16 protein-coding genes are annotated in these 15,995 nt (G+C 68.2%); 9 read left to right on the top strand and 7 right to left on the bottom strand.

From position 1 onward, the window contains the following. Window positions 1-575, top strand: a 575-nt coding sequence (locus G3N92_RS20395) for an amino acid ABC transporter permease (protein ID WP_206129387.1), incomplete at its 5' end; no start/stop codon positions are given. After that, window positions 575-1,294, top strand: a complete 720-nt coding sequence (locus G3N92_RS20390; RefSeq protein ID WP_206129388.1) for an amino acid ABC transporter permease — start codon at window positions 575-577, stop codon at window positions 1,292-1,294. The genes G3N92_RS20395 and G3N92_RS20390, both read left to right, overlap by 1 nt. A 33-nt stretch (window positions 1,295-1,327) precedes the next feature. On the opposite strand, the gene tkt is transcribed toward G3N92_RS20390, so the two are convergent. After that, window positions 1,328-3,382: a transketolase gene (tkt, locus tag G3N92_RS20385; protein ID WP_206129386.1), complete on the bottom strand. Its 2,055-nt coding sequence runs from the start codon at window positions 3,380-3,382 to the stop codon at window positions 1,328-1,330. A 330-nt stretch (window positions 3,383-3,712) separates the two neighbouring features. Here tkt and G3N92_RS20380 point away from each other — a divergent pair, with 330 nt between their 5' ends. The 3 genes from G3N92_RS20380 (at window position 3,713) to G3N92_RS20370 (ending at window position 7,595) form a co-directional block, all read left to right on the top strand. Then, window positions 3,713-5,038: a leucine-rich repeat-containing protein kinase family protein gene (locus G3N92_RS20380; protein WP_206129385.1), complete on the top strand. Its 1,326-nt coding sequence runs from the start codon at window positions 3,713-3,715 to the stop codon at window positions 5,036-5,038. Between the two features lie 203 nt (window positions 5,039-5,241). Continuing rightward, window positions 5,242-6,150: a DUF393 domain-containing protein gene (locus G3N92_RS20375; protein ID WP_206129384.1), complete on the top strand. Its 909-nt coding sequence runs from the start codon at window positions 5,242-5,244 to the stop codon at window positions 6,148-6,150. Then, window positions 6,147-7,595, top strand: coding sequence for a TIGR01777 family oxidoreductase (locus G3N92_RS20370; protein ID WP_206129383.1), 1,449 nt, complete (start codon window positions 6,147-6,149; stop codon window positions 7,593-7,595). Before G3N92_RS20375 ends, G3N92_RS20370 begins: the two co-directional genes overlap by 4 nt. Before the next feature lie 29 nt (window positions 7,596-7,624). Here G3N92_RS20370 and G3N92_RS20365 read toward each other — a convergent pair whose 3' ends face one another. From G3N92_RS20365 to G3N92_RS20355, 3 genes are all read right to left on the bottom strand, one after another. Further along, entirely contained in the window at window positions 7,625-7,978 is a 354-nt protein-coding gene (locus G3N92_RS20365; RefSeq protein ID WP_206129382.1) for a DUF1304 domain-containing protein, read from the bottom strand. A gap of 211 nt (window positions 7,979-8,189) precedes the next feature. Next, window positions 8,190-9,053 carry a DJ-1/PfpI family protein gene (locus G3N92_RS20360; RefSeq protein WP_206129381.1) on the bottom strand — a complete coding sequence of 288 codons (864 nt, stop codon included), beginning with the start codon at window positions 9,051-9,053 and terminating at the stop codon, window positions 8,190-8,192. A 213-nt stretch (window positions 9,054-9,266) separates the two neighbouring features. After that, entirely contained in the window at window positions 9,267-9,728 is a 462-nt protein-coding gene (locus tag G3N92_RS20355) for a DUF2946 family protein (RefSeq protein ID WP_206129380.1), read from the bottom strand. 153 nt (window positions 9,729-9,881) lie between these two features. On the opposite strand from G3N92_RS20355, the gene G3N92_RS20350 reads away from it, so the two are divergent. Beyond that, window positions 9,882-10,865, top strand: a complete 984-nt coding sequence (locus G3N92_RS20350; protein ID WP_206129379.1) for an aldo/keto reductase — start codon at window positions 9,882-9,884, stop codon at window positions 10,863-10,865. 47 nt (window positions 10,866-10,912) lie between these two features. Here G3N92_RS20350 and G3N92_RS20345 read toward each other — a convergent pair whose 3' ends face one another. Then, entirely contained in the window at window positions 10,913-11,419 is a 507-nt protein-coding gene (locus G3N92_RS20345) for a hypothetical protein (protein WP_206129378.1), read from the bottom strand. A 57-nt stretch (window positions 11,420-11,476) separates the two neighbouring features. Further along, window positions 11,477-11,809 carry a hypothetical protein gene (locus G3N92_RS20340; protein WP_206129377.1) on the bottom strand — a complete coding sequence of 111 codons (333 nt, stop codon included), beginning with the start codon at window positions 11,807-11,809 and terminating at the stop codon, window positions 11,477-11,479. 193 nt (window positions 11,810-12,002) lie between these two features. Here G3N92_RS20340 and G3N92_RS20335 point away from each other — a divergent pair, with 193 nt between their 5' ends. From G3N92_RS20335 to groL, 3 genes are all read left to right on the top strand, one after another. Next, window positions 12,003-13,259 carry a Zn-dependent hydrolase gene (locus G3N92_RS20335; RefSeq protein WP_206129376.1) on the top strand — a complete coding sequence of 419 codons (1,257 nt, stop codon included), beginning with the start codon at window positions 12,003-12,005 and terminating at the stop codon, window positions 13,257-13,259. Between the two features lie 180 nt (window positions 13,260-13,439). Further along, complete coding sequence (locus G3N92_RS20330) at window positions 13,440-13,730, top strand: co-chaperone GroES (RefSeq protein ID WP_206129375.1); 291 nt, start codon at window positions 13,440-13,442, stop codon at window positions 13,728-13,730. Window positions 13,731-13,747: 17 nt separating this feature from the next. Further along, window positions 13,748-15,385: a chaperonin GroEL gene (groL, locus tag G3N92_RS20325; protein WP_206129374.1), complete on the top strand. Its 1,638-nt coding sequence runs from the start codon at window positions 13,748-13,750 to the stop codon at window positions 15,383-15,385. Between the two features lie 95 nt (window positions 15,386-15,480). Here groL and G3N92_RS20320 read toward each other — a convergent pair whose 3' ends face one another. Continuing rightward, entirely contained in the window at window positions 15,481-15,981 is a 501-nt protein-coding gene (locus tag G3N92_RS20320) for a thioredoxin family protein (RefSeq protein ID WP_339385786.1), read from the bottom strand. Window positions 15,982-15,995 lie beyond the last annotated feature (14 nt).

Here is a 15,995-nt window from a genome sequence, read left to right as displayed (position 1 = left end):
CGGTGCGCCGCGCCGCGGGCCTCTACATCGGCGGCTTTCGCAACACGCCGCTGCTCGTGCAACTGTTCTTCTGGTATTTCGGCGCGGCCACGCTGCTGCCCGACGCGGCGGTGGCGTGGCTCAACGCGCCGCACGCGCTCGGCGTGCTGCACTGGCCGTCGTTCGAATTCCTGGCCGGCTGGTTCGGCCTGACCTGCTACAGCTCGGCGTTCATCGCCGGCGAATTCTCGGCCGGCATCGCGGGCGTGCGCGAGGGCCAGTGGCAGGCCGCCGCCGCGCTCGGGCTCACGCCGTGGCAGGGCTTCCGCCATATCGTGCTGCCGCAGGCGGTGCGTATCGCGCTGCCGCCGCTGTTCGGGCAATACATGAACCTCGTGAAGAATTCCTCGCTGACGATGGCGATCGGGCTGGCCGAGCTGTCGTACGCATCGCGCCAGGTCGAGACGGAAACGTTCAAGACCTTCGCCGCGTTCGGCGTGGCCACGCTGCTGTATATCGGCGCGATCGCGCTGCTGGAGGCGGCGCTGCATGCGATCCGCCATTTGCGCGACGCCAGCCCGGGAGCGCCGCGATGATGCCGTGGGAGATGTTCATCGGAAACCTGCGCTATCTGATGATCGGCGCGTTCCCCGACGGCCCGCTCGGCGGCGCGGCGCTCACGCTGGTGCTGGCGCTCGCGTCGGCGCTCGCCTCGGGGCTGATCGGCTTCGCGGCGGGGATCGCGCTGGCGATGGCCGGGCGGCCGGCGCGCGCCGTGCTGCTCGTGACGATCGGCTTTTTCCGCGCGATTCCGGTGCTGATGCTGATTTTCTGGACCTACTTCCTGCTGCCGATCCTGTTCCACGTGGATGTGCCGGGCCTGGTGGCCGTGGTGTGCGCGCTGTCGCTGATCGGCGGCGCGTATCTGGCCCATTCGGTGCACGCGGGCATCGTGGCGGTGGGCGCGGCGCAATGGCAGGCGGGGCTGTCGCTCGGCCTGACGCGCTGGCAGACGCTGCGCGAGGTGGTGCTGCCGCAGGCGGTGCGGATCATGGCGCCGTCGTTCGTGAACCAGTGGGTGTCGCTGGTCAAGGACACCTCGCTGGCCTATATCGTCGGCGTCAACGAGTTGTCGTTCGTGGCGACGCAGGTCAACAACCGGCTCATGATCTATCCGATTCCGGTGTTCCTGTTCGTGGCGTTTCTCTATCTCGTGCTGTGCACGGCGCTCGACCGCGTGGCGATGGCCGCGCTGGCGCGCCGCCGCCCGGCCGCCGCGCCCAAGGCGGCCGAGACGCCGGCGGCGGCCGTCTGAGCGGCGCGTGCGTGGCCGATTGCCGGCGCGGCCTCAGGTGCCGGTGCGTTCGAGAATCGCCTTGGCTGCGTCGACCACCGCCTCGACGGTGATGCCGAACTTGCGATAAACGTCCTCGTACGGGCCCGATTCGCCGAAGCCGTGCATGCCGACGAAGCGGCCCTCCGCGCCGAGATACCGTTCCCAGCCCAGTTCGACGGCCGCTTCCACGGCCACGCGCGCCGGCGTGTCGTCGAGCACGCTGCGGCGGTAGCCGGCGTCCTGCTCCTCGAACAGCAGGCGGCACGGCATCGACACCACGGCCGTCGGCACGCCTTCGGCCTGCAGGATCTCGCGCGCCTTGACGGCCAGATGCACCTCCGACCCGGTCGACATCAACGTGACGCGGCGGGGGCCACCCTCGGCCGCGCGCAGCACGTAGGCGCCGCGCGCCGAGCGGTTTTCGTGGCCGGCTTCGGTGCGCAGCAGCGGCAGCGGCTGGCGCGACAGCGCGAGCAGGGCCGCGCGGCGCGGCTGATCGAGGATCAGCTCCCAGCATTCGGCGGTTTCGACCGCGTCGGCCGGCCGGTACACGCCCAGTTGCGGAATCGCGCGCAGCGATGCGAGATGCTCGACCGGCTGGTGAGTCGGGCCGTCCTCGCCCAGCCCGATCGAATCGTGCGTCATGACGAACGTGGTGCGGATCTGCATCATCGCGGCCAGCCGGATCGCCGGGCGGCAGTAGTCGGAGAAGCAGAGGAACGTGCCGCCGTACGGAATCAGGCCGCCGTGCAGCGCGATGCCGTTCATCGCGGCGGCCATGCCGTGCTCGCGCACGCCGTAATGCACGTACGAGCCGGCGTAGTTGCCCGGCGCGATTTCGGTCTGATGCTTGGCCTTGGTGTTGTTCGACGGCGTGAGGTCGGCCGAGCCGCCGAGCAACTCGGGGATCGCGTCGAACAGGCGGTCGAGCACCGCGCCGCTGGCCTTGCGGGTGGCCGCTTCGCCACCGTCCTTCACGAACGCGGCGCGCGCGTCGGCGATCGCCTGCCGCCAGCCGTCCGGCAGCTCGCCGCGGTTGCGCCGCTCGAAATCCTGCCGCAGCGGGGCCGGCGTTGCCTCGACGCGCGCGGCCCACGCCTGCCGCGCCTCGCGGCCCTTCGCGCCGATCTCGCGCCATTCCTTGAGCAACGGCGCAGGAATCTCGAACGGCGGCGACTGCCAGCCGAGCAGCTTGCGCGCGCCGGCGATCTCGTCGGGGCCGGGCGCGTCGCTGTGCGCCTTCTGCGTGCCGGCGCGCGTCGGAAAGCCGAAGCCGATGATGGTGCGGCAGGCGATCAGCGTCGGCTGGCCGTTGCCCTGGCGCGCGGCCGTGATCGCGTCGCGGATCGCATCGGTGTCGTGGCCGTCGATCTCGATCACGCGCCAGCCCGAAGCGCGGAACCGCTCGATTTCGTTGTCGGACACGGCGAGGCGCGTGGGGCCGTCGATCGAGATCGAATTGTTGTCCCAGAACGCGATCAGGCGGTCGAGCTTCAGGTGCCCGGCCAGCGAGATCGCTTCCTGGCTGATGCCTTCCATCAGGCAGCCGTCGCCGAGGAACACGTAGGTGTGGTGATCGACGAGCGCGTCGCCGAACTTCGCGTTGAGAATCCGTTCGGCCAGCGCCATGCCGACCGATTCGGCGATGCCTTGCCCGAGCGGCCCGGTGGTCAGCTCGATGCCGTTCGCGTGGCGGTATTCGGGGTGGCCGGCCGTCTTGCTGCCGACCTGGCGGAACCGTTCGATCTGGTCGATCGTCATGTCCGCGTAGCCCGTCAGGTAGAGCAGGCTGTACAGCAGCATCGAGCCATGGCCGTTCGACAGCACGAAGCGGTCGCGGTCGAACCAGTGCGGATCGGCCGCATCGAACTTGAGGAAATCGCGGAACAGCACCGTGGCGATGTCGGCCATGCCCATCGGCGCGCCGGGGTGGCCGCTGTTCGCTTTCTGCACGGCGTCCATCGACAGGAACCGGATGCCGTTCGCCATCTCGCGCAGATGCGGATCGCGCGGGGCGGGAACGGTCTTGGGCGTGGCGGAGGATGCGGCGGACGAATCGGATGTCATGTCGGGAAGCCCTCTCTCGGTGTCGGTGGATGACCTGCGTGTTCGGGTGATCGACCACGCTAGCACGCCGGGCCGGACGCGGCGGCGTGCAATGCTGCAAGCTTGCCGCCGCGCCGTGCTGCGTCCGGCCTGCGATGCGAAAGCGGCGCAAACGGCGTGCCCGCGGAGGCGGCCATTTTCGGGCCGGAACGTCATGGCGGCGGGGCGCGTCGCGTCGCTCGCTGCACGAAACCCCCGGCCGGCACCGGGTTCCATCCCGTTGTTGGGCCGCCGCCGATCCCGCTAGAATCGGGACGTTCCCCACTCTCGCGGCCCACGCCGCCACCGACCGTGACCACCACCGTCGATCAACTGAAAGCCGGCAAGCTTGCGGGGGCACAGCACCTGAAGCTGTCCGGCGGCCTCACCGAATTCCCGCGCGAGCTCTTCGATCTGGCCGACACGCTCGAAGTGCTCGACCTGTCGGGCAACGCGCTGACGAGCCTGCCCGACGACCTGCCGCGCCTCGCGAAGCTGCGCGTGCTTTTCGCGTCGAACAATCCGTTCACCGAATTGCCGCCCGTGCTCGGGCAGTGCGCGCAACTGAGCATGATCGGCTTCAAGGCCAACCGGATCCGCAGCGTGCCGGGCAGCGCGCTGCCGCCGCAACTGCGCTGGCTGATCCTCACCGACAACGCGATCGAGGCGCTGCCGCCCGAGCTGGGCGGCTGCCCCGATCTGCAGAAGCTGATGCTGGCCGGCAACCGGCTGCGCGCCTTGCCGAGCGAGATGGCCGCCTGCACGCGGCTCGAGCTCGTGCGGCTCGCGGCGAACCAATTCGAGCGGCTGCCCGACTGGCTGCTGCGCATGCCGCGGCTGGCCTGGCTCGCCTACGCGGGCAACCCGTTCGCCGCCGCGATCGAGGCCACCGCCGCCGCCGACCGCGCGGTGGGCGACATCGCCTGGTCCACGCTCGCGCTCGGGCAGAAGCTGGGCGAGGGCGCGTCGGGCGTGATCTATCGCGCGAACCGGCTCTCCGCCGATCATCATCCGCAGCAGCCGGTGGCCGTGAAGCTCTACAAGGGCGCGGTGACCAGCGACGGCTTGCCCGATCGCGAAATGGCCGCGTGCCTGCATGCCGGCACGCATCCGAACCTGATCGGCGCGCTCGGCCGGCTCACCGGCCATCCGATGAACGAACAGGGGCTGGTGATGCCGCTGATCGAACACGACTTCGAGAACCTCGCCGCGCCGCCGAGCTTCGACTCGTGCACGCGCGACGTGTACGCCGAGGACGTGCGCTTCAACCTGAGCGCCGCGTTGCGGATCGCGCACGGCATCGCGTCGGCCGCCGCGCATCTGCACCGGCGCGGCATCGTGCACGGCGATCTGTACGCGCACAACATCCTGCACGACGGCGCGGGCCACGCGCTGCTCGGCGATTTCGGCGCGGCCTCGCTGTACGGCGACGGCGCGGTGGACGGTGCGCTGCTGCAACGCATCGAGGTGCGCGCGTTCGGTTGCCTGCTGGAGGAGCTGCTCGCGCGCAGCGAGGCCGGCAGTTCGTCGGCCACCGCCACGCTGACCGCGCTCGCGGCCGATTGCCTGAGCGTGGGCGTGGAGCGGCGGCCGGGGTTCGACGAGATCGTCGAGCGGTTGCAGGCGCATCTGAACTGACGCCACGCCACGTGGCGCAACAGCGGGAGCGGGGCAGCGAATGCCCGCTCCTGCGTTGTCTTTCTTTCCGATGCCTTTCGGTTCATTTTGTTTTTCGCGCGGCGCGATGTGGCGCTTGACAGTGGCTTCCGTTTATTCGTAAATTTCTGTCATTACAGAAATTGAAGAACGTTTTTATCCGTCGCCACAACAAGGAAGCCGCCATGAATCCCGCCGCGCTGGAGCTGTATTTCGATGGAAGGTGTGCGCTGTGCGTCAAGGAAGTGCAGCGCCTGGAACGCCGGGACAGCCGGCGCCGGCTGGCGTTCGTCGACATCGCCGCGCCCGGCTTCGATCCCGCGCCGCTCGGCGTGGATCTGGCCGCGCTCAATCGCGAGATGCACAGCCGCACCGCGGAAGGGCGCGTGCTGGTCGGCATCGACAGCCTGGTGGCCGCGTACACGCTGACCGGGCGCGGCTGGGCCGTCTGGCCGATGCGCGTGCCGGGGCTGCGGCCGATGCTGGCCGGCGCGTACCGGCTGCTGGCGCGCAACCGCTACCGGCTGTCGCGCCGGCTCGGTGGGCAGGCCGCGGGCGAGTGCGAGAGCGGCGTGTGCTCGATCGGCAATCCGTTCATGAAGGGCGAAGCGGCGGCTGCCTCGGCGACCGCGCCGGCAGCGCCCGGCGCCCTGGCTCCGCGCAACGACGCGCGCCGCTGGGTCGTGCTGTGGCTCTACGCGGCGGCGCTCGCGCACGTGCTGGTGGGGGCGGTGCTGCCATGGCTGGCCGGTTCATCGCTGATGGACGGCTACCTGAGCGGCATCGAGCACGGGTTCTGGGGCGGCGCGCCGGTGCCGACGCCTGCGCGCACGCAGCAGATCTGGTGGGTGGCGCTGTTCGGCGCGACGCTGCAATGCGCGGGCGTGTGGATGCTGGCGCTCGTTCATCTCGGCAACCGCCTGCGGCAGCGTGCGATCTGGGCCTGGCTGCTGGCCGGGCTGCTGATCTGGGCGCCGCAGGACGCGTGGCTGTCGTGGCAGGCGGGCGTGATGACGCACATTGCGGCCGATCTCGTCGCGCTGCTGACGATCGCGCCGCCGCTCGTCTGGCTCTGGTGGGAGGATCGCGCATGAACGCCTTGCCCGCCTTCGACTGGGCCATCGCGCTGCTGATCGTGCAGGGCTGCCTCGGCGCGTTCGACACGCTCTATCACCACGAATTGACCGAAGACCTCGCGCACCGCCCGCAGGCACGCCGCGAATTGCGGATCCATGCCGTGCGCGCGCTGCTCTATGCGCTGCTGTTCGGCGCGGTGGCGAACCTGCGTTTTCTCGGCGCGTGGACGCTGGCGATCGCCGCGCTCGTGCTCGTCGAGATCGCGCTGACCTTGTGGGATTTCGTGATCGAGGACCTGAGCCGCAAGCTGCCCGCCACCGAGCGGATCACGCACACCGTGCTCGCGATCAACGGCGGCGCGTTGTTCGGGCTCTACGCGATGCAGCTGTGGGCGTGGTCGGCCGCGCCGACCGCGCTCGCATCCGCCGGCCTCGGCTGGCGCGGCTGGGTGTTGAGCGTGTTTGCCGTGGGCGTGGGCCTGTCCGGCATCCGCGACGCGCTGGCGGCCCGGCGCATCGGGCGGCGCGCGCCGGCCGTCAATCCGTTCGCCGGCCAGCCGTACCGGCGCGTGCTGGTGACGGGCGGCACCGGCTTCATCGGCGAGGCGCTGGCCGGGCAACTGCTCGACGCCGGGCACGCCGTCACGCTGCTGGCGCGGCAGCCGCTGAAGGCCGCCTATCAAACTCGGGGCCGCGCGCGCTGCGTGACCTCGCTCGCGCAACTGCATCGCGACGAGCCGTTCGACGTGGTGATCAACCTGGCCGGCGCGCCGATCCTCGGGCCGCGCTGGAGTGCGAAGCGGCAGGCGCAATTGCTGGCCAGCCGGGTGGGCGTGACCGAGGCGCTGCTGCGCTGGTTCGACGCCGCCGCGCATCGGCCCGCCGTGTGGATTCAGGCGTCGGCGATCGGTTACTACGGCGTGCGCGATGCGGCCGAGCGGCTCGACGAGACGAGCGCGCCGGGCGGCGGCTTCATGTCCGAGCTGTGCCGCCGCTGGGAGGCATCGATCGCGCCGCTGGCCGGCCAGCCGGTGCGCACCGTGGTGCTGCGGCTCGGCGTGGTGTTCGGGCCGGGCGGCGCGTTGCCGCCGATGCTGATGCCGCATTACTTCGGCTGCGGCGGGCGGCTTGGCGGCGGCGCGCAGGTCATGAGCTGGATTCACCGCGACGACGTGCTGCGGATCGTGGCCGAGGCGATCGCTGAGCCGGACATGGCGGGCGTGTACAACGCGGTGGCGCCCGGCGCGCTCACGCAGGCCGAGTTCGCGCGCACGGCGGGGAAGGTGCTGGGGCGGCCCGTGTGGTGCCATGTGCCGGCCGCGCCGCTGCGGGCGGCGGCCGGCGAGATGGCGCAGTTGCTGCTCGACGGGCAGCGCGTCGTGCCGGCGCGCTTGCAGGCGCGCGGCTTCGCGTTCCGCTTCGAGACGGCCGAGCAGGCGCTGCGCGACGTGACGCAGCGCTGAGGCGCGCGCCCGGTTCAGCGCGGCTCGGCTCAAGCGCCGATCAGCAGCGCGATCAGCGCGAACGCGGCGGGCAGCGCCTGCACGAACAGGATGCGGCGGCTTGCCGTGGCCGCGCCGAACACGCCGGCCACGATCACGCAGATCAGGAAGAACAGCTTGAACGCATAGCCGTCGGCGGCCGAGACGAGGCCGTAGATCAGGCCCGCCGCCAGAAAGCCGTTGTAGAGGCCCTGATTGGCCGCCAGCACGCGCGTCTGCTGCGCGAAGTCGGCCGTCAGCCCGAACACGCGACGGCCTTTCGGCGTGGTCCACAGGAACATTTCCAGCACCACGATATAGAGGTGGATCAGGGCAACCAGGCCGATCAGGAGGGTGGCGATCATGGATGGGCGACTCGATGGGGGGCTGCGTTGGCGTGATGGCGCGGCGATGCGGCGGACGGCCCGCGCACGGGCGCTGCGAGCGTAACACGGAGGCGAGGCCTGGGCGCCTCGCCTGCGAGGGCGCGGGCCTCGGGAGTTTCCCGGGGAGGGCGACGCTCGCGCGGCGCCGGGTTCGGCATGTCGCATCGCCCGGACCCGGCGCCGCGAGCCGTCACGCGGCGGGCTTGCGGCCCGTCTGCTTGGCCGCGAGCGCTTCGGCCTGGCGGGTGAAGCCGGCGAGCATCCGCTGCATCGATGTCGCCACGTCCGGCGGCGCGGTTTTCAGCGAACCTGCATTGAACGGCGGCTCGGGATCGTATTCGCTGACGAGTTGCGAACACTCCGCGTACGTCCGGCCGCGCAGTTCCGCCACCATCGTCAGGCCGAAATCGAGGCCCGACGTGACGCCTGCGCCCGTGACGCGATTGCGGTCGTGCACCACGCGCGCCTCGGTCGGGATCGCGCCGTATTCGGCCAGCACATGGCGCACCGACCAGTGCGAGGTGGCCTGGTAGCCCGTCAGCAAGCCCGCGGCACCGAGAATCAGCGAGCCGGAGCAGACGCTGGTCACGTATTTTGCGCGGGCGCCGCGATCGCGCATGAAGGCGAGTATGTCGGGATCCTGCGCGGCAGCCAGCGTGCCGTCGGTGCCGCCGGGCGTGAACAGTACCGTGAGATCGCGCGGGCAGGTGTCGAACGTGGCGGTGGGCACGACGGTCACGCCGGCGTCGCTGGTCACCGGGTCGAGCGTTTTCGCGACGAGATGGATCTTCGCGCCCATCAGCGAACCGAACATGCAGTGCGGCCCGATCAGATCGATCACGGTCATGCCCGGGTACATCAGCATGGCGATTTCTTCGTGGCCTTCGGCGTGCAGGGTGCGCAGGTTCGGCGCGGCGCCCGGCGTTGCGTCGGGTGCCGCGTTCGCGGCTGCGTCGGCCCGGTCGCCGGCAGGCGTTTGCGCGATTGCGGAATGCACGGCCAGCGGCGAGAGCAGGGTCATCAGCAGGGCATTGCGGCGATGGATGTCGGTCATGGTTTGAAGTCCTTGGATGAGGGAGGGAGCGTCGGAAAAACCGGATGAGATCGCCCGCGCCGGGTCGTGTACGAACCGTGGGCGCAGGCGAGCGCCGCCGGTTCGTGCAGGACGAGCGAGGCGGAAGCGATGAAAGCGTCGGACGACACGCCCCGTCGCGACGCGATCAAGCGCGCGCGATGCTACGAGGCGTTCGGGGGCCGGACGATGGGCTCAGGCAAGCCGCGAGGAAGGTGGCGCGCGGGCGCCGAGCGGGCCGCGGGCGGGGCTGCTGCCCTGGAGAATGGCGTGGTCGGGCCGGGGTGGACGGTTGCCGCCGGCGATGCGCAGCCAGTAAGCCGGCGGCGGCAGCGTGGCGGCCAGGCCGATGGCCAGCGCCGCGCTGAACGGGCAGAGATCGCCGCCATGCGGATGGGCCGATGACGGCTCGGAGCCAGCCAGCGCCGCCGCCAGATCGGCCGCGGCCTGTACGCTGACGCCACCCTGCGTGGCAGCATCGGCGAACAGCGCGCCGTGACCGCCGCAGATCGCGAACCCGGCCGCATCCGCGCCCGTGCTCGTGGCGAGCATCAGGCCGGGCGGAAGCAACAGGCGGAACGCGACGATCAGCAGCAGCAACGCGGCCACGGCTGGATTCGTCAGGCGCTGCGCGAGCAGGCGGCGAAGTCGAATCATGGGCCGGTATTGTAGACAGCTTGCAAGCTTTCAGAAAGCAATGCGCGGGTGTGCTTTGTCGCCGAGGCGCGCGGCTTGGTGCGTCACGCCGACGCAGTCGTTCGTGGAATCGGGCATGATGCGGCGCATCCGAACCCGATCAACGAGGTCAGCATGGAATACGTGAAATTCGGCCGGACCGGCCTGGAAGTGTCGAAGCTGGTGCTCGGCTGCATGACCTTCGGCGACGCCACGCGCGGCACCCACGCGTGGACGCTGTCCGAGGACGACAGCCGCCCGATCATTCGCCAGGCGATCGAGGCCGGCATCAACTTCTTCGACACCGCCAACATGTACTCCGACGGCACCTCGGAGGAGATCGTCGGCCGCGCGCTGCGCGACTACGCCAAGCGCGACGACGTGGTGATCGCCACCAAGGTCTACAACCGCATGCGCCCGGGGCCGAACGGCGCGGGGCTGTCGCGCAAGGCGATCCTCTCCGAGATCGATCACAGCCTGAAGCGGCTCGGCACCGATTACGTCGACCTGTACCAGATCCACCGCTGGGATCCGGGCACGCCGATCGAGGAGACGCTCGAAGCGCTGCACGACGTGGTGAAGGCGGGCAAGGCGCGCTATATCGGCGCGTCGTCGATGGCGGCGTGGCAGTTCGCGAAGGCGCTGTACCTCTCGCGTCAGAACGGCTGGACCGAATTCGTCAGCATGCAGAACCATTTGAATTTGCTGTACCGCGAGGAAGAGCGCGAGATGATGCCGCTCTGCGCGGATCAGCGCGTGGCCGTGATTCCGTGGAGCCCGCTGGCGCGGGGGCGACTCACGCGCAATTGGGACGAAAGCTCGGCGCGCAACGAGTCGGACAACGTCAGCACGCGCCTGTATGCGGCCACCGCCGAGGCCGACAAGGCCGTGATCGAGGCCGTGGCCGCGGTGGCCGCGGCGCGCGATGTGCCGCGGGCGCAGGTGGCGCTGGCCTGGGTGGCGCAGAAGGCGGAGGTGACGGCGCCGATCGTCGGGATCTCGAAGCCGCATCATTTGACGGATGCGCTTGCCGCGCTGGAATTGAAGTTGACGGAGGCGGAGATTGCGATGCTCGAGGCGCCGTATGTGCCGCATGCGGTGGCGGGGTTTACGGGGTGAGGGGGGCTTTGGGTTGCATATCGCAGCCCAATTGACGTTCCCAAATTTCAGCCAAGCGACTGTTTCACAAGCGCCATGCTTTCATAGGCGCGCATGAGCGAATCATCCGAGAATGGATTATCGGGTTCTTGGGAAAGCCAAATAATCCATTCTGCGACGGCATCGCACTCCATTCGACTCAATGCAGGCCAGCGCGATAAAAAATATCCATCCCAATACTCTGGGGTGGGAGACCTGTCGAGCGATTCGATGATGTGATTCACTACCTCCAGGTCAATCTCCCCTTCCTTGATCGTCAGGCACAATATGCCGGCGAGGTAATAACAAAATGCTTCGGTGGAAAATCGAGACAATGCATCGGAGAAGTCATGCCACTCTTGTGCAGATGGGGCATCCCATGACATCCCCTGAAAGTGCAATGCTTCGTAAACGTCGTGGGTGTTTGGCGTGTCGGGCGCAATCACCGAGATGGGTTTTGTCCTGTTCTCGAATGCGGTCTTTATCAATTCGACCAGATTGTCTTTGATTTTAATTGGGCAGACTTTGGAAGTCATCGTGACGTTTATTTTTTGTCTGGTTGGTGTTGCGGGCGTGAGATAATTCGCTTCCGCTTACTCCGTTCCCTCGTTGCGAAGCACGCGTCTCATTGTTTCGATTCCCGAAGCGCGGTCTATCTCTTTCGGTGAGTTTTCGTATCCATCGGGTAGGAATTTGATGATCTGCTCAAACAAAATTCTTGCATGTTGCCATGATATTTCAATGTCGCATCCAAATGGCCTCTCAACCACCAGGGGCGGGAAATACCCGAACACTTCAGCGCCGGATCGATCGATAGGAAGCATCAACCAATACACTTGCCCGTTGGATCCTTGAAACGATGCAATCAACGATCCTCCGTCACGAATCTTCTTTACCCCCAGGCATAGCGGGATCGAAGGCAGCACAAATTGATCCTTCAACAAGTAATGTGTTGCGAGGATATGCCATTTGTGCCCGCGGTCAAGCCACCACAACGCAATAAATTACCAAAACCCCCCACCTTTTCGCGCGAATCTCTCCGCCGCCATCGCCTACCATCCCTGCTCAACCCCGCCCGCCACCCCACCCGCGGGCGCCGCGTTTTCACGGAGATGAGCGATGCCGACCCCCAACCCGACCCTCAACGGCCCCAAGCTGTTGGCCCAACTCCAAGCACTCGGCGAAATCGGCGCAGATCCCTCCGCCGGTGGCCGCACCCGCATCGCCCTGACTGACGCCGAAAGAGCCGGCCGCGAGCAAGTTGCTGCATGGATGCGCGAACTCGGCCTGACGATCCAGATCGACCGGATCGGCAACCTGTTCGGCACGCTTGCGGCGGACCCGGCTTCGCGAGCCCCCAACGCGACCAAGCCGCTGATGATCGGCTCCCACATCGACACCGTGAACAATGCCGGCGCGCTGGACGGCTGCTACGGCGTCCTGGGCGGCCTGGCGGTGGTACGCGCGCTACGTGAAGCGAACCACACCCCATCGCGCCCAATCACCGTGGCCGCGTTCACGAACGAAGAGGGCGTGCGCTACCAGCCCGACATGATGGGCTCGCTGGTGCACGCAGGCGGCCTGCCGCTGCAAACCGCGCTCGACACGATCGGCACCGACGGCACGCGCCTCGGCGACGAACTGGCGCGCATCGGTTTCGCGGGCGACCTCGAACCGGGCGCGATCGTGCCGCAGGCCTATCTCGAACTGCATATCGAACAAGGCCCGATTCTGGAAGCGGAGGGCCTGCAAATCGGCGTGGTGGAAAACCTGCAGGGCATCTCGTGGCAGCGCGTGACGGTGCGCGGCCACGCGAACCACGCGGGCACGACGCCGATGCATCTGCGTCACGACGCGGGCTGGGTCGCGGCGGCGGTCTCGGTGTTCCTGCGCGAGCTGACGGCCGAATCGGACACGACGCTGGCCACGGTCGGCATGCTGCGCGTCGAGCCGAACGTGATCAACGTGATCCCGCGCCGCGCCGAATTCACGATCGATCTGCGCGATCCCGATGAGGCGCGTCTGCAACGCGCGGAGCAGCGTCTCGCCGATTTCCTGGCCGCGACGGCGCGCCAGGAAGGCGTGGAAATCGAGGTGGAGCGGCTCGCCCGTTTCGAGCCGGTGGTGTTCGATGCGGCGCTGGCCGATGCGATCGAGGCCGCCGCGGCGCAGCGCGGCCTCACGCATCGGCGCATGACGTCGGGCGCGGGCCACGACGCGCAGATGATCGCCCGCATCGCGCCGGCGGCGATGATCTTCGTGCCGAGCCGCGGCGGCATCAGCCACAACCCGCGCGAACACACCGACGACGCGCAACTGATCGACGGCGCGCGCGTGCTGCTCGACGTGGTGCTGGCGCAGCTCGGCGCGGCCTGAACGCCGCAGCATCGCGCGCTCCGCTTATCGCCACGCGCGATAACGATACTTCCGCGCGTTCATATCCATCCGCGTATCCGTTATTGGATCGGTGGGCGGCCCGTTTTTATACTGGGCCTCATCAGCACTCGCTCATGTCGAGTGCCAAATCCACCGCATTCAACCGAGAGGAACGCACCGATGAGTCTTCGTCCGCTGCATGATCGCGTGATCGTCAAACGGCTCGACCAGGAAACCAAAACGGCGTCGGGCATCGTGCTGCCCGACAGCGCCGCCGAGAAGCCGGATCAGGGCGAGGTGATCGCCGTGGGCCCGGGCCGGCGCGACGCCGAAGGCCGCCGCATCGAACCGGATCTCAAGACGGGCGATCGCGTGCTGTTCGGCAAGTACGCCGGGCAAACGGTCAAGGTCAACAACACCGAACTGCTGGTGCTGCGCGAGGAAGACATCGTCGCGGTCGTCAACGTCTGAACCTGAGAGAACACAACATGGCTGCAAAAGATATCGTATTCGGCGACGTCAACCGCGCGAAGCTGATCGAAGGCGTGAACGTGCTGGCGGACGCCGTCAAGGTCACGCTCGGGCCGAAGGGCCGCAACGTGGTGCTGGAGCGCAGCTTCGGCGCGCCGATCGTGACGAAGGACGGCGTGTCGGTCGCCAAGGAAATCGAGCTGGCCGACAAGTTGCAGAACATCGGCGCGCAACTGGTCAAGGAAGTCGCCTCGAAGACGAGCGATTCGGCCGGCGACGGCACCACCACGGCCACCGTGCTGGCGCAGGCGATCGTTCGCGAAGGCCAGAAGTACGTGGCGGCGGGCCTGAACCCGCTGGACCTGAAGCGCGGCATCGACAAGGCCGTGCTGGCCGCCGTCGAGGAACTGAAGAAGATCAGCAAGCCGACCACCACGAGCCGCGAAATCGCGCAGGTCGCGACGATCTCGGCGAACGGCGAGGAATCGATCGGCCAGCGCATCGCCGAAGCGATCGACCGCGTGGGCAAGGAAGGCGTGATCACCGTCGAGGACGGCAAATCGCTGGCGGACGAACTCGACGTGGTGGAAGGGCTGCAATTCGATCGCGGTTACCTGTCGCCGTACTTCGTCAACAACCCGGATCGCCAGGTCGCGATCCTCGACAACCCGTACATCCTGCTGCACGACAAGAAGGTGTCGAACATCCGCGATCTGCTGCCGGTGCTCGAACAGGTCGCGAAGGCGGGCCGCCCGCTGCTGATCATCGCCGAGGATGTGGAAGGCGAGGCGCTGGCCACGCTGGTGGTCAACAACATTCGCGGCATCCTGAAGACGGTGGCCGTCAAGGCGCCGGGCTTCGGCGACCGCCGCAAGGCGCTGCTGGAGGACATCGCGATCCTGACGGGCGGCCAGGTGATCGCCGAGGAAACCGGCCTGACGCTCGAGAAGGCGACGCTGGCGGAACTGGGCCAGGCCAAGCGCATCGAGGTGGGCAAGGAAAACACCACGGTGATCGACGGCGCGGGCGACAAGGCGTCGATCGAGGCGCGCGTCAAGCAGATCCGCATCCAGATCGAGGACGCGACGTCCGATTACGACCGCGAAAAGCTCCAGGAACGCGTGGCCAAGCTGGCCGGCGGCGTGGCCGTGATCAAGGTGGGCGGCGCGACCGAGATCGAGGTCAAGGAGAAGAAGGATCGCGTGGACGACGCGCTGCACGCGACGCGCGCGGCCGTCGAGGAAGGCATCGTGCCGGGCGGCGGCGTGGCGCTGATCCGCGTGCGGCAGGCGATCCGCGAGGTGCGCGGCATCAATGCGGACCAGGACGCCGGCGTGAAGATCGTGCTGCGCGCGCTGGAGGAACCGCTGCGGCAGATCGTGGCCAATGCCGGCGAGGAAGCCAGCGTGGTGGTGGCGAAGGTGGCCGAGGGCACGGGCAACTTCGGCTACAACGCGGCGACCGGCGAATACGGCGATCTGGTCGAATCGGGCGTGCTCGATCCGACCAAGGTGACGCGCACGGCGCTGCAGAACGCGGCGTCGGTGGCGGGCCTGCTGCTGACGACCGACGCCACCGTCTACGAAACGCCGAAGCCGGCGGCCGCGCCGGCCGGCCACGGCGGTGCGCCGGGCGGCCCGGATCTCGGCTTCTGAGGCACGGCAATCCCGAACGTTCGGACGATTGAACGTTCGGGCAAGCGATCCGCCACGGGCGGCTGGCCGATTCGGCCGGCCGCCCGTGTTGCATTTCAGCTCGCGATCCCGCCCGCCGTGGCCGTTTCGGCCGGTCGAGCCACCTGAGCCGCCGGAGCCGGTTCCGCCAGCAGCTTCGCGACTTCGGCCTCGGTCTGGTCGTAGTCGCCCTCGCCGAAATGGCGATAGACGATCTTTCCCGAGCGGTCGATCAGATAGAACGCCGGCCAGTACTGGTTGCCGTAGGCGCGCCAGGTGGCGTAATCGTTGTCCTGCGCGATCGGGTAGGTCAGCCCGAAGCGGCCGACCGCCTCGCCGACGTTCTTCGTGCTGCGCTCGAACGGGTATTCGGGCGTATGCACGCCGATCACCTCCAGCCCCTGCGACCGGTATTTCTCGTACAACGCCTCCACGTGCGGCAGCGTGTGGATGCAGTTGATGCAGGTGTAAGTCCAGAAATCCACCAGCACCACCTTGCCGCGCAGGCTCGCCAGCGTCTGCGGCGGGCCGTTGAGCCAGTGGCTGATGCCGGCCAGTTCGGGCGCGGCGGCGGACACGCCGGCCGGCGCGG

It is taken from the genome of Burkholderia sp. Ac-20379 (genome assembly GCF_017104645.1).
GTDB lineage: Bacteria > Pseudomonadota > Gammaproteobacteria > Burkholderiales > Burkholderiaceae > Burkholderia.
Note: the sequence above shows the minus strand (reverse complement) of the source record. Positions and strands in the feature narration are given on the sequence as shown.